Source organism: Zobellella maritima, from assembly GCF_003075035.1.
Lineage (GTDB): Bacteria > Pseudomonadota > Gammaproteobacteria > Enterobacterales > Aeromonadaceae > Oceanimonas > Oceanimonas maritima.
Genome location: NZ_QCZE01000001.1, coordinates 203517 through 216598, shown reverse-complemented (window position 1 = coordinate 216598; position 13082 = coordinate 203517). Strand labels below are relative to the sequence as shown.

General features: G+C 57.9%; 10 protein-coding genes. 3 read left to right on the top strand and 7 right to left on the bottom strand.

Features of this window, described 5'->3' with window-relative positions; all coding sequences use genetic code 11:
- Positions 1 to 50 precede the first annotated feature (50 nt).
- Positions 51 to 1478: an alanine/glycine:cation symporter family protein gene (locus tag DCS96_RS00955; protein ID WP_116472515.1), complete on the bottom strand. Its 1428-nt coding sequence runs from the start codon at positions 1476 to 1478 to the stop codon at positions 51 to 53.
- 387 nt (positions 1479 to 1865) lie between these two features.
- Here DCS96_RS00955 and tal point away from each other — a divergent pair, with 387 nt between their 5' ends.
- Positions 1866 to 2819 (top strand): transaldolase, encoded by a 954-nt coding sequence (gene tal / locus DCS96_RS00950; RefSeq protein ID WP_116472514.1) that lies wholly within the window; start codon positions 1866 to 1868, stop codon positions 2817 to 2819.
- A gap of 144 nt (positions 2820 to 2963) precedes the next feature.
- The gene (locus DCS96_RS00945) at positions 2964 to 3152 is read left to right on the top strand and encodes a DUF3545 family protein (protein WP_116472513.1); all 189 of its coding nucleotides are present in this window, start codon (positions 2964 to 2966) and stop codon (positions 3150 to 3152) included.
- A 48-nt stretch (positions 3153 to 3200) separates the two neighbouring features.
- Here DCS96_RS00945 and ung read toward each other — a convergent pair whose 3' ends face one another.
- The 6 genes from ung to DCS96_RS00915 all read right to left on the bottom strand — a co-directional run bounded on the left by ung (position 3201) and on the right by DCS96_RS00915 (position 11235).
- The gene (gene ung / locus DCS96_RS00940) at positions 3201 to 3872 is read right to left on the bottom strand and encodes a uracil-DNA glycosylase (RefSeq protein WP_198650017.1); all 672 of its coding nucleotides are present in this window, start codon (positions 3870 to 3872) and stop codon (positions 3201 to 3203) included.
- A gap of 160 nt (positions 3873 to 4032) precedes the next feature.
- Positions 4033 to 4899, bottom strand: coding sequence for an acyl-CoA thioesterase II (gene tesB / locus DCS96_RS00935; protein WP_116472511.1), 867 nt, complete (start codon positions 4897 to 4899; stop codon positions 4033 to 4035).
- 735 nt (positions 4900 to 5634) lie between these two features.
- The gene (gene thrC / locus DCS96_RS00930; protein ID WP_116472510.1) at positions 5635 to 6909 is read right to left on the bottom strand and encodes a threonine synthase; all 1275 of its coding nucleotides are present in this window, start codon (positions 6907 to 6909) and stop codon (positions 5635 to 5637) included.
- Positions 6906 to 7862 (bottom strand): homoserine kinase, encoded by a 957-nt coding sequence (gene thrB / locus DCS96_RS00925; protein ID WP_116472509.1) that lies wholly within the window; start codon positions 7860 to 7862, stop codon positions 6906 to 6908. The genes thrC and thrB overlap by 4 nt, the downstream gene beginning before the upstream one ends.
- Positions 7863 to 10322, bottom strand: a complete 2460-nt coding sequence (gene thrA / locus DCS96_RS00920; RefSeq protein WP_116472508.1) for a bifunctional aspartate kinase/homoserine dehydrogenase I — start codon at positions 10320 to 10322, stop codon at positions 7863 to 7865.
- Between the two features lie 214 nt (positions 10323 to 10536).
- Positions 10537 to 11235 (bottom strand): tRNA/rRNA methyltransferase, encoded by a 699-nt coding sequence (locus DCS96_RS00915; RefSeq protein WP_116472507.1) that lies wholly within the window; start codon positions 11233 to 11235, stop codon positions 10537 to 10539.
- 105 nt (positions 11236 to 11340) lie between these two features.
- Between DCS96_RS00915 and aceK the strand changes: the two genes are divergently transcribed.
- Entirely contained in the window at positions 11341 to 13077 is a 1737-nt protein-coding gene (aceK, locus tag DCS96_RS00910) for a bifunctional isocitrate dehydrogenase kinase/phosphatase (protein WP_157953546.1), read from the top strand.
- Positions 13078 to 13082: the final 5 nt, after the last annotated feature.

Sequence of the window (13082 nt, the reverse complement as noted above, 5' to 3'; positions counted from 1 at the left end):
ACCTCAGGGCATGGGGTCACTCCAGCATGGAGTGCCCCCCAATCACTTATCTATTTCTTGTTGGTATCCCAGATACCGTCTTCCAGTTGACGGTTCAGCTCCGGATACTTGGTGGCATCGAAGGTCGGGACCTTGCCCAGTTTCAGCTGGTCGTTGTAATCTCTGGCCAACTTCACCACCACCCCGGACAGCAGCAATATGGCCACCAGGTTGAGCAACGCCATCAGTCCCATGGACGCATCGGCCATCGCCCAGATGGTGGGCAGCTCGCCGATGGCGCCGAACATCACCATTCCCAGTACAAACAGCCGGAACACCAGCAGGCCCGCCTTATGGTTGTGCTCCAGGAAGATCAGGTTGTTCTCGGCGTAGGCATAGTTGGCCACGATAGAAGTAAAGGCGAAGAAGAAGATCGCCACGGCAATAAAGGTGTTACCCCAGGCTCCCACCTCGTTGGACAGGGCCCGCTGGGTCAGCTCGATACCTGTTACCCCCGAGCCCGGTTCGAACTGTCCGGACAACAGTATGATAGAGGCGGTACAGGTACAGATAACAATGGTGTCAACAAACACCCCCAGCATCTGCACATAGCCCTGGGAAGCCGGATGAGGCGGATAAGGGGTGGCCGACGCCGCCGCGTTGGGGGCCGAGCCCATGCCCGCTTCGTTGGAAAACAGGCCGCGCTTGATACCATTGAGCAGCGCCTGGGAAATGGCATACCCCATGGCACCGCCGCCCGCCTGCTCCAGGCCGAAGGCGGATTTGACGATCAATGCCAGTACCCCGGGCAATTCGGTGATATTGAGCATCACCACCACCAGGGCAATCAGCAGATAGGCCAGCGCCATGACCGGAACCACCAGCTCGGCAAAACGGGCGATGGTGCGCAGGCCACCGAAGATGATCAGGCCGGCCAGTATCACCAGGGTCACACCGCTCACCCAGTGGGGGATACCGAAGGCCACATCCATGGCAACACTGATGGAGTTGGCCTGTACCGCATTGAATACCAGACCGAAGGCGATGATCAGGAAGATGGCAAACAAGACCCCCATCCAGCGCATGCCCAAGCCTTTTTCCATGTAGTAGGCCGGGCCACCCCGGTAATTGCCGTCTTCATCCTTGACCTTGTACAGCTGAGCCAGGGTACTTTCGACAAAGGCGGTCGACATGCCAATCAGGGCGATCAGCCACATCCAGAAGATAGCGCCGGGCCCGCCCAGGTAGAGGGCGACCGCCACCCCGGCCAGGTTACCCGTGCCTACCCGGGCCGCCAGGCTGGTGCACAGGGCCTGAAACGAGGAGATGCCCGCCCGATCCGACTTGCGGCTGTGTTTCAGCACGCTGAACATATGACCGAAATGGCGGAACTGCACAAAGCTTAGGCGCAGGGTAAAAAACACGCCCACACCCATCAGCAGATAAATCAGTACCGAACCCCATAAGAGGTCATTGATAAAAGAGATAATCGTATCCATTGGCTTGCCTTTGCCTTATTACCGGTTGAGCTTCAATATGCGTTGATCAATGACACATCGACCACCAAATTTTGCAGGGCCCGGAATCTAGCACAGGGTTCCCAAACCACCCTGTGATCAAACTCACACCAAATGGCATCCACCCCTAAAAAAACAACAATAAAACCAAATAAAAAACATTATTTAATATATATACCCAACAAAAAACCATGTTTAAGTACATATGACCATCTTGATTGGCTTCCACGTCAGTTAAGTCCCGTGTGCCTCCTGCAAGCATAGGCAATGATCTCTGACGGATGATCACTTTATTTTCATGGGCCGGATGGGGGATACTGTGGGCCTGTTCCCGAAAGGGCAGCTGTATAAGCACGAGAGACGACTCCGATGACAGATAAGTTAACCCAATTAAGATCCCTGACAACCGTGGTAGCCGATACCGGTGATATCGATGCCATTCGCAAGTACCAGCCTCAGGATGCCACCACCAACCCCTCGCTGATCCTCAAGGCCGCCCAGCTTCCCGACTACCAGCCCCTGGTACAAGAGGCGGTCGACTGGGCGAAAACCCAAAGCAAGGACAGCGACCAGCAGCTGATCGACGCCTCCGACAGGCTCGCGGTCAACATCGGCTGCGAAATCCTGAAAATCATTCCCGGCCGCATCTCTACCGAGGTGGATGCCCGCCTGTCTTTCGACACCCAGGCCAGCATCAACAAGGCTCGCCGCCTGATCGAACTGTACAGCCAGGCCGGGGTCAGCAGCGATCGTATCCTGATCAAGCTGGCCTCCACCTGGGAAGGCATCCGCGCCGCCGAAGTGCTGGAGCAGGAAGGCATCAACTGCAACCTGACCCTGCTGTTCAGCTTCGCCCAGGCCCGGGCCTGTGCCGAAGCCGGCGCCTTCCTGATCTCGCCGTTCGTGGGCCGCATCCTCGACTGGTACAAACAGAATACCGATCAGAAAGAATACACCGCCGAGCAGGATCCGGGAGTGCTGTCGGTCACCCAGATCTATGACTATTACAAGACGCACGGCTACAGCACTGTGGTGATGGGCGCCAGCTTCCGCAATACCGGTGAAATCCTCGAACTGGCCGGCTGTGATCGTCTCACCATAGGTCCCAACCTGCTGGAAGAGCTGAGCCAGGCCGAAGGCGAAGTGGTCCGCAAGCTGGCCGACAAGGGTGCAACCCAGCCCCGTCCGCCCAGGCTGACCGAAGCGGAATTCCGCTGGGAACACAACCAGGACGCCATGGCCACCGAAAAACTGGCCGAAGGCATCCGCAACTTCACCATCGACCAGGGCAAGCTGGAGCAGATGCTCAGCACCATGTTGTAGATTTTTACTGCAACACCCTGAAAAAAGGCGGATTTTCCGCCTTTTTTTGTTTTTAATATAAACGTAATAATAAGGTTCTATTTTATAGCGGACTGTGATATATCCAAATGTGACTACAACTGATAGCCAACAGGAGGGAGCCCCATGGATAGGTTCAGCTTCGATCAGGAGTTTGTGGTTGAGCGGTCCCCACGCAGCACAACGCGTGAGCCTGCTAAAAAACGTAAATGGCGAGAAATAGAAGCACTCAAGGATAAGCGACGTTTACAAGAAGAACTGCAGCTGCTGGACTGCACCTATGAATATGAAGGTGACATAGAGAGCATGCTGTAGGCACGATAAAGACTCAGGGGCACCCACTCGGGCGCCCCTTTTTACCTGTCACAATTGCAGTGGCGGTTGCCAGTCGATAGGCGCCTTGCCCTGCTGGATCAGCAGCTCGTTGGCCCGGGAAAAGTGCCGGCACCCGAAAAAACCCCGGTACGCGGAAAGCGGGCTGGGGTGAGGGGCGGTCAGCACATGATGACGCCGGTGATCAATCATGGCTCCCTTGTTCCGGGCATGGCTGCCCCACAGCAGGAACACCACTCCCTGCAGATGCTCGTTCACCGTCTGGATCACCTTGTCGGTAAAGGTCTCCCAACCCAGCCGGGCATGGGAATGGGCCTTGCCCGCCTCCACCGTCAATACCGTATTCAACAACAGCACTCCCTGACGGGCCCAGGACTCCAGGTAACCATGGCCGGGAGTCTGAAAACCGGGAATATCGGTACTCAGCTCCTTGTACATATTGGCCAGGGACGGCGGTGTACGTACCCCGGGCAGCACCGAAAAACACAGGCCATGAGCCTGCTGAGGACCGTGATAGGGATCCTGACCCAGGATGACCACCCTGACATCGGCCAGTTCGGTATACTCAAAGGCATTGAACATATCCTGCTGGGGGGGATATATCTGCTTGCCGGCGGCCCGTTCGGCCTGGACGAAAGCCAGCGCCTGCTGGAAATATGCCTGCTGCTTTTCTTCGCCTATCACCTGGCTCCAGGTCAACATCATTGGTATCCGTCACAGTAAAAGGCCTAGCTTAAAAGCAGACTCTGTCGGCTGCAAGTCGTCCGGCAGACCGGCGCTTTACTCGCACCCACGCGCGCTCTGTAGGGGGGCCCTGGTAGGCATTACGCCAACAAAGGTGCTCTCTTTGCGCCGCCTGGTATTATTTCACCGCATCCCGTTCACGAATAAGCCCTTCCTGTATGGTACTGGCTACCAGCACCCCGTCCTGGTTGTAGAAACGTCCCTGGACCAGTCCCCGTCCGGCAGCGGCCCGCGGACTTTCCACCGCATACAGCAGCCAGTCATCGAAGCGGAAATCCTGATGGAACCACATGGAATGATCCATGGTGGTGACATGCAGCCCGGTTTCCCAGAAGGAGCGGCCATGGGGCTGCAGGGAAGTCGGCAAGAAGCCGAAGTCGGAGGCGTAGGCCAGCAGGTATTTATGGATACGGAGATCATCCGGCAGCGTACCGTTGGCCTTCATCCAGGTATAACGGACCGGCTCGCACACCTCCGGCTTCAGCGGGTTCACATAATTCACAGGGCGTATTTCGATAGGCTTTTCGGCAAGCAGCAGGTCGCGGATGCGCTCCGGAAGATGCGACTTCAGTTCCCGGATCCGCTCCAGCTCGGGGACCAGTCCTTCGGGTCCGGCGACCGCCGGCATCGGGGCCTGGTGATCAAAACCGGTTACCGGATCCTGAAACGAGGCCATCATGTAAAAAATGGGCTTGCCGTACTGTACCGCCTTGACCCGGCGGGTAGAGGTGGTCCTGCCGTCGCGGATAATTTCCACATCATAAATAATGGGCTTGTCTTTATCACCGGGCCGTAAAAAGTACGCATGGAATGAATGCACGGGCCTGTCCGGCAAGGTGTATTTGGCGGCGGCCAGGGCCTGCCCCATAACCTGCCCTCCGAATACGGAGCGGGAGCCCACATCCCGGTTTCGCCCCCGGTACAGGCCGTCATCCAGCGGCTCCAGGGCCAACAGGGTGAGGAGTTCGTCCAATGCCTGGCTCATTCGGCTAACTACCTTATCTGCATAAACGGGTCTAACACGTTATCACAGGCCGGTAATTCTAAGGTAGTGCCGGGTATATCGCACAATAGAAAAGAGGGCAGCCAATGGCTGCCCTCTTCAAACGTCGTATCGGTTTAATCCGTAAACCTGATTGCTCCCTGCATTCCCTGACCTGACCCGTCCCGAGTCTTCCCCTACCCGTTCCGTCGGAGTGTCCTGCATCGTCCTGACAACATACATCCCGTATGTAACCGCTCCTGTCCTGGAGGTATCCCTGCTTCATCCTGAAGCTGTTCCCTAACCCATCCGGGTTTGTCCTTAACCATCCTGGCTGCCTGCCATCCTGACCGGCACCGCTTCCTTATCCTTGTCCCGGCTCCTGCCGGCTATCCTGTGGCGTCCTCGCCAATCCATCTTCCTGACTCGTCAGCGTCCTGCTGTGGTATTCACTATACGGATTTCCCCGAGCGGCTCAATCGATTGCCGGCTAGTACAAACCGGTCAAATTTCAATCAAAAATTAAAACTACATTTAAATCAGATAATTATCTATATGCATGTTAAAAACTCCCGGCCATAAAGCGTTTTTTCCCGGCGCTGATTGAGAGATCTCTTACAAGACACCCCGATTATCGCTGACAGCCGATCTTTAACCAGCCAGCCGGGACAGGACCCAAAATAAAAAAGCCGGGCTCGAATGACGTCGAGCCCGGCTTTGTATCGGCAAGAATCCCGATTATTTCATCATCTTGGCTTTCAATACCGAGAAATCGGCAGGGATCACTTCGGAGAGGGATTCCATGGCACCATGCTTGGCCAGCGGGCCCGGCAGCGGGATATCCTGCTGCAGTATTTCATCCACGCTTTCCTTGAACTTGGCCGGGTGGGCGGTACACAGGAAGATACCGACCTCATCCTTGCCCCGCTCCTTGTTGAGCAGCTCCCAACCGATGGCACCGTGGGGCTCGCACAGATAACCCTGGGCAAACAGCCGCTTGAGCGCATCCCGGGTCTGCTCGTCGGTCAGGGCGCCGGAGGCGATATCGGACAGGGACCAGCCCTTGACCCGGCACAGCTCTTCCACCCGCGGCCAGTTGTTGGGACGGCTGACATCCATGGCGTTGGACAAAGTAGCCACCGTATCCTTGGGATCCCAGTTGCCGCTGTCCAGGTAACGGGGCACGGTATCATTGGCATTGGTGGCCGCGACGAAACGTTTCACCGGCAGCCCCAGCGCCTTGGCGATAAGACCGGCGGTCAGGTTGCCGAAGTTGCCTGACGGCACGGCAATCACCGCCTTGTGGCGCTGTTCGGCGGGCAGTTCGGCGATGGCCTCGAAGTAGTAGCAAACCTGGGCCACCAACCGGCTGATGTTGATGGAGTTGGCCGAATTCAGGCCCACTGCCTGCTTCAGCTGTTCGTCATCGAAGGCCTGTTTGACCAGAGCCTGACAGGCATCGAAGTCCCCTTCCACCGCCAGGGTACGGATATTGCCGCCCAGGGTGGTGAACAGTTTTTCCTGCAAGGGGCTGATCTTGCCCTGGGGATAGAGGATCACCACTTCTATGTTGGGCAGACCATAGAAGGCATGGGCCACGGCGGCACCGGTATCACCGGAGGTGGCGGTGAGGATGGTGATCTTGCCGTCATTGCCGAGGGTAGCCAGGCACTGGGCCATGAAGCGGCCACCGAAATCCTTGAACGCCAGGGTTGGACCATGGAACAGCTCCAGCGAATAGGTGTGCTCGTCCACCTTGACCAGCGGCGCGGGGAAGGCAAAGGCCTGCTCCACCATGGCCGCCAGTGTGTCCTCGGGAATTTCGTCACCGATCAGGTGCTGAAGTATGGCCACGGAGCGCGGTACCAGCGGCAGCTCCAGCAACGCATCGACATTGGCCAGCGGGGTCAGGTTTTCCGGGAAAAACAGCCCCTGGCCACGACCCAGGCCCTGTTTGACGGCACCGGAAAAATTGATGGTCTCGGAATGATCCTTAATGTTGTACAACTTCATAGTTCTGTTCCTGTTACCCGCGCACCCTGGGCATCGAGTTTGCAAATATGGCAAAAGCCATCCTGATTTTGAATAAAGTGTTCGGCCAGCCAGTCTTTCAGTTTTTCGGCCTGATGCAGGTCTTTCATCACGCAGAATACGGTGGGACCACTGCCGGAAATACCGGTAGCCAGCGCGCCCATGGTGGCGGCATGGTCACGGACGGCGGCAAAGCCGGGGATCAGCTGCGAACGATAGGGTTCGGCAATCACATCCTTGAGCATGGCGGCAGCCACCGCTTCCTGGCCGGTATGGCTGGCATGCACGAAGCCCGCCAGGCGGCGACCGTAAGTCAGGCAGTCCTGGCGGCGATACTGGGCCGGCAGTATCGCCCGGGCCGCGGAAGTGGATACGCTGATCCCCGGATAGCACACAACCCAGTACCAGTCTTCAAACACCGGCAGCGGCTGGCTGATCACCCCGCCGTCGTCCAGCACCAGCTGCAGCCCGCCCAGATAACAGGGTGCCACATTGTCGTAATGAACTGAACCGGAAATCTGCCCTTCCAGCTCGCCCATCAGCAGCAGCAGTTCCTGTTCGTCCAGGGCATCATCGTGGTAGGCATTCAGGCCCACCAGCGCCGCCACCACACTGGTGGCGCTGGAACCCAGGCCCGAGCCCACCGGCAGGTTCTTCTCCAGTACCATGGTCAGCGGTTTCAGCGTCAGGCCCCGTTTGGTCAGCGCCCGGCCATAGCCCAGATAGCAGTCGTAGACGATGTTTTCCCGGTAATCCTCCGGCAGCTTGTGGGCAAAAGGGCCGGTGGAGGTCAGGCTGAATTCGCCGTCCGTTTCACCAACCCAGACCTTGTCACCCAGCAGGGAGCCGTCGATGGGGGCCAGCGGGGCCCCCAACAGATCGAATCCCACGCTCATATTGGCGGTCGAGGCAGGGGCGTAGGCAACAATACTCATTTAAACCTCCTGCTTCCAGTTATGGGTACGCAACAGATCGGCGAACACGCCGGCGGCGGTCACATCGGCGCCGGCGCCATAGCCGCGCAGCACCAGTGGGATCGGCTGGTAATAACGGGTATAGAAGGCCAGGGCATTTTCCCCGTCCTTGACCTTGAACAGGGGATCGTTGCCGTCCACCGCCTGGATGGCGACCTTGCACTGGCCACCCTCGATGGCGCCCACATAGCGCAGCACCTTGCCTTCGGCGGCGGCTTGCGCCACCCGCTGTTCGAACCAGGCATTGGCCTCCGGCAAACGGGCCATAAAGCTGTCGATGTCACCCTCGGCGTCAAACCCGGGTGGCAGCGCCTGTTCCACCTCGATATCGCTCAGGTGCAGCTCCATACCGGCTTCACGGGCCAGGATCAGCAGCTTGCGCGCCACATCCATACCGTTCAGATCGTCACGGGGATCCGGCTCGGTGAAGCCGTTCTCACGGGCGATACGGGTGGCGTCGGCAAAGCTCATACCTTCGTCCAGCTTGCCGAAGATATAGGACATGGAGCCGGACAGGATGCCGCCGAAGGCATTCAAAGTATCGCCGGCACGGATCAGGTTCTGCAGGTTCTCGATCACCGGCAGGCCAGCACCGACGTTGGTCTCGTACAGAAACTTGCGACGGGTGGCCAGGGCGGTGCGGCGCAGCTCCCGGTAATAATCCAGGCTGGCGGTGTTGGCTTTCTTGTTGGGGGTCACCACATGGAAGCCGGCAGCCAGGAAATCGGCGTACTGATCGGCGACGCCTTCATCGGAGGTACAGTCTACCAGCACCGGGTTGATCAGGTGGCTGTCTGCCACCAGCTTGGTCACCCGCTCCAGGTTGAAGGGTTCGTGGGCCTGCTCCAGGGTGTCGCGCCACTGGTTGAGGTCGATGCCGTTGCGGTCCAGCGCCATCTTGCGGGAATTGGCGATACCCACCACCCGGATGCCGATATCCTGGGTTTCGAGCACCGGCTGCTGGCGGCGGATCTGCTCGAGCAGGGCCGCGCCCACACCACCACAACCGACCAGGAACACATCGATGAACTGGCGGCTGGAAAAGAAGTTCTGATGGCAGGCCTTGATCGCCTCGGCCACCTTTTCCTTGCGGATCACGGTGGAGATGGAGCGCTCGCTGGACCCCTGGGCGATGGCCACAATATTGATGGAGGCTTCCGCCAGGGAGGTCAGGAAGCGGGCAGATACCCCCTTGGCGGTACGCATACGATCGCCGATCAGCGAGATTATCGCCAGGTCATCGGTGATCTCCAGCGGATCCAGCAACTGGTTCTTGAATTCGAGGGAGAACTCGCTGGCGATGGCCTTGCAGGCCTTGTCCTTGTCATAGCTGTGGATACAGAAGCTGACGCTGTATTCGGAAGAACTCTGGGTGATCAGCACTATGCTGACGCCGGCGCGGGACACACTGGAAAACAACCGGCCGGCCATGCCGACCATGCCCTTCATACCCGGACCCGAGATGTTGATCATGCTCATGCCGGACAGGTCGGAAATGCCTTTTACCTGCAGCTCTTCATCGCCCTGCTCCGGACCTATCAGGGTGCCGGCGCCCTGGGGATTGGCAGTATTCTTGATCAAACAGGGGATATGGAACTGGGCGATGGGCGCTATGGTCTTGGGGTGCATGACCTTGGCGCCGAAATAGGACAGCTCCATAGCCTCCTTGTAGGACAGCTGCTTGAGCAGCTTGGCATCCGCCACCAGACGGGGATCGCAGTTGTATACCCCGTCCACATCGGTCCAGATTTCACAGCACTCGGCATCGACACAGGCAGCCAGCACGGCGGCGGAATAGTCGGAACCGTTACGGCCCAGGATCACCGTCTCGCCCTGCTCATTGCCGGCGGTGAAGCCCGGCATCAGATAGACGCAATTGTCCTTGATACCCTGCTCGCGGAAGCGCTCACGGGAGACCTCGATGTTGACATGGGCTTCAAGGAAGCCCCCCTCGCCCAGCAACATGGCCTGGGGCGAGATAATCTCCACCTGGTGGCCACGGGCCTTGAGCAGCTCACCCATCACAGCGATGGACAGTGCCTCGCCCCGGCTCAGTACACGAGCCTGAATATTGTCGGGGCACTGCTGCAGCAGGCTGACGCCCTGCAGCAAGCGGGTAAGCTGGGACAGCTCCCGGTCAACCTGAGCGCTCAGGCCGTCCGCGTCGAGGCTGGGATAATGCTGCTGAAGACCGGAAATGATGTCGGCGAAGATCTGTTCAATTTCTTTCAATACCGGGGCGGCGTCCAGCCCGCGAATGGTCTGCTCGACCACCGCCACCAGGTGGTTGGTTACCCGGGCCGGCGCAGACAGCACCAGGGCCACCTGGGATTGTTGCTGGTTGTTGACCACTATGTCGGCAACGGTCAGAAACCGTTCGGCATTGGCCAATGAAGTGCCACCAAATTTCAAGACACGCATGTAGTACTCCCTGAATAAAACGAAAAAGCCCGTATCTGGTTGGGATACGGGCTTAAGGATTCAAATCTGTTTGTCGTCAGCGCATCAGCCCGCTCCAGTGCCACCCAGGGTGGTACCGGTAATAATGGTGGTGATAATGCGACGGGCATTAAGCGGCATGACGAACAACCTCTGAAATCGGATGGCATAGCAATACCTTGGTGGCCGCTGCTTGTCAACTTTCACCCTTGCGCGACAATGCCCGGGTCAGATCTTTGTACAGCAGATGCAACAGATTCAGATCCCGTTGCTCCAGCATAGGCAATCGGTCTCTTACCCACTCAGCCAGTTTTTCATGCTGGGAAACACCGATTAAATCAAACAATTCCTCTGTTTTACATTGAAGCAATTTTAACTGACTATTTTGCGCTGTTTGCTCAGCATTTTCTGCGGTAGCCGGCATCAATCCCTGGCTGAACTCATAGGCGTACAGCATGATTGCCTGTCCCAGATTCAACGATGGATAACTGACCTTGAGCGGCAGGTAGCTGATAATATCCGCATAAGCCAACTCTTCGTTACTCAGGCCGGACTCCTCACAGCCGAACAATAACGCCACCTTGTTCAGCTGCTTGTTGTTGACCTGCTCACAGGCCTGCTGCGGCGTCAGATAATAACGATAGCGGCCCCGGCTACGGGCCGTGGTGGCAATCACCAGGTCCATGTCGCCCAGGGCCTCTTCGAGCCCCGCAAAGTATTCCGCCTGCTCCAGTATCTCCTGGGCCCCGTGGGCAACCCAGGACGCCTGCTCCTGCTGATGCACCCGACTGTCCACCAGCCGCATCTTGTCAAAGCCCATGGTTTTCATGGCCCGGGCCGCGGCACCGACGTTTTCTGCCCGCGCCGGCGATTTCAGTACAAAATACAGCTCCATCCCACTCCCCTTTGTGAAAGGCCGCACATTGTGCGCAATCAATGCTCGAATTACCAGCCCGGGCGGTGTTTGATAAGGGCTGACCCGGTTTACAGGACACGACTTATGGGCCCGACTCCTGCCAAGGATATGGCACAGATCATTTTGACCCGCTTCGATCGGTTTTACCGGCTGTTTCTCGATATCACCCTCGGCGCCAAGGACAGGTTCGAAGCCCAGGACTGGCTGGCAGTACAGCTGGCCGGTCGCCAACGCATCCGCCTCTACGATCATCATGTCAATGAAACCCTGCAGGCCATGCGCGACCACAACGGCGGCGCCCCGCTCGATCAAAACTGCCTGAAATCCATCAAGCAGGCTTTCAACGATCTGCTCACCGACCACGACAACTTCGAGATTGCCGAGTCATTTTATAACTCCGTCTATCGCCGTACCTTTCGCCACCAGAATATCCGCGCCGAAAACCTCTATGTACACAGCTTTGTCAAACGCGCCCCAAACCCGGACCTGAGTCCCTACACCTGGACATACCGGACCAGCCTCGCGCAACTGAACGGCTGCCTGCGGGAGATACTGGCCCGTCTGGACTTGGATACGCCCTTCAGTCGGCTGGAGCGGGATCTGGATTATGCCTGCCGCTACCTGAAAGAATACGGCCCGAGCGGGCTGCAACAGGGTGATTTTACCCTGACCCTGGTCAACACCCTGTTTTTCCGCAACAAGGGCGCCTACCTGGTGGGCCGTCTGGAACAGGGCGGCCTGCTGCTGCCCTTTATCCTGCCCATCCTGCACGACGACCAAGGCGGGCTCTATATCGATACCCTGATCATCTCAACCGATGATGCCTCCATCCTGTTCGGCTTCGCCCGGGCTTACTTTATGGTGTACTGCCCAGTGCCTGCCCTGCTGGTGCATTTTCTACGGCCCCTGTTTCCCAACAAGGTCGATTACGAAATCTACACGGCCATCGGCTGCCAAAAGCACGGCAAGACCGAGTTTTACCGGGACTTTCTCCACAACCTGCACCGGAGCCGAGACAAATTCGTGCTGGCCCCCGGTATCAAGGGCATGGTGATGAGCGTCTTTACCCTGCCCTCCTTCGAGGTGGTATTCAAGATCATCAAGGACAGGTTCACCCCGCCCAAGGAGGTCAATCATGAGACGGTCAAGGCCAAATACCGGCTGGTAAAACAGCATGACCGGGTAGGCCGGATGGCCGACACCCTGGAGTTCAGCAACTTCGAACTACCGCTCAGGCGCATCGGTGATGAGCTGCTGGCCGAATTGCAGGCCGTCGCCCCTTCGCTGTTGCAGATCAAGGGCGATACCCTGGTGATCCGCCATCTCTATACCGAGCGGCGGATGACCCCGCTGAATATCTACCTGGAACAGGCCAGTGACGAGGCGCTGGCCCTAGCGGTGGATGAATACGGCAATGCCATCAAACAGCTCGCCGCCGCCAACATCTTTCCCGGCGACATGCTGTTCAAGAACTTCGGGGTGACCCGTCACGGGCGGGTGATCTTCTATGACTATGACGAAATCGTCTATATGACGGAATGCAACTTCCGCGATATTCCCCCGCCCCGCTACCCGGAAGACGAGCTGAGCGCCGAGCCCTGGTATTCGGTCGGTCCCAACGATATCTTCCCCGAGGAATTCGCCACCTTTCTGCTGAGCAGCCCACGGATCCGCAAGGCCTTTGCACACCAGCACGGCGAATTGTTCACCGCCGAATACTGGCGCAGCCTGCAGCGCGATATAGAAGCGGGCCAGTTCGGGGATGTGTTCCCCTACCGGCGCAAGCGGCGCTTTCGGTACCTGTACGAGGAGCAGGGATAGCGGCT

Excerpts from the sequence above, each read along its gene's own strand:
- DCS96_RS00955 (WP_116472515.1), bottom strand. The coding sequence starts at position 1,478 with ATGGATACGATTATCTCTTTTATCAATGACCTCTTATGGGGTTCGGTA.
- tal (WP_116472514.1), top strand. The coding sequence starts at position 1,866 with ATGACAGATAAGTTAACCCAATTAAGATCCCTGACAACCGTGGTAGCC.
- DCS96_RS00945 (WP_116472513.1), top strand. The coding sequence starts at position 2,964 with ATGGATAGGTTCAGCTTCGATCAGGAGTTTGTGGTTGAGCGGTCCCCA.
- ung (WP_198650017.1), bottom strand. The coding sequence starts at position 3,872 with ATGTTGACCTGGAGCCAGGTGATAGGCGAAGAAAAGCAGCAGGCATAT.
- tesB (WP_116472511.1), bottom strand. The coding sequence starts at position 4,899 with ATGAGCCAGGCATTGGACGAACTCCTCACCCTGTTGGCCCTGGAGCCG.
- thrC (WP_116472510.1), bottom strand. The coding sequence starts at position 6,909 with ATGAAGTTGTACAACATTAAGGATCATTCCGAGACCATCAATTTTTCC.
- thrB (WP_116472509.1), bottom strand. The coding sequence starts at position 7,862 with ATGAGTATTGTTGCCTACGCCCCTGCCTCGACCGCCAATATGAGCGTG.
- thrA (WP_116472508.1), bottom strand. The coding sequence starts at position 10,322 with ATGCGTGTCTTGAAATTTGGTGGCACTTCATTGGCCAATGCCGAACGG.
- DCS96_RS00915 (WP_116472507.1), bottom strand. The coding sequence starts at position 11,235 with ATGGAGCTGTATTTTGTACTGAAATCGCCGGCGCGGGCAGAAAACGTC.
- aceK (WP_157953546.1), top strand. The coding sequence starts at position 11,341 with ATGGGCCCGACTCCTGCCAAGGATATGGCACAGATCATTTTGACCCGC.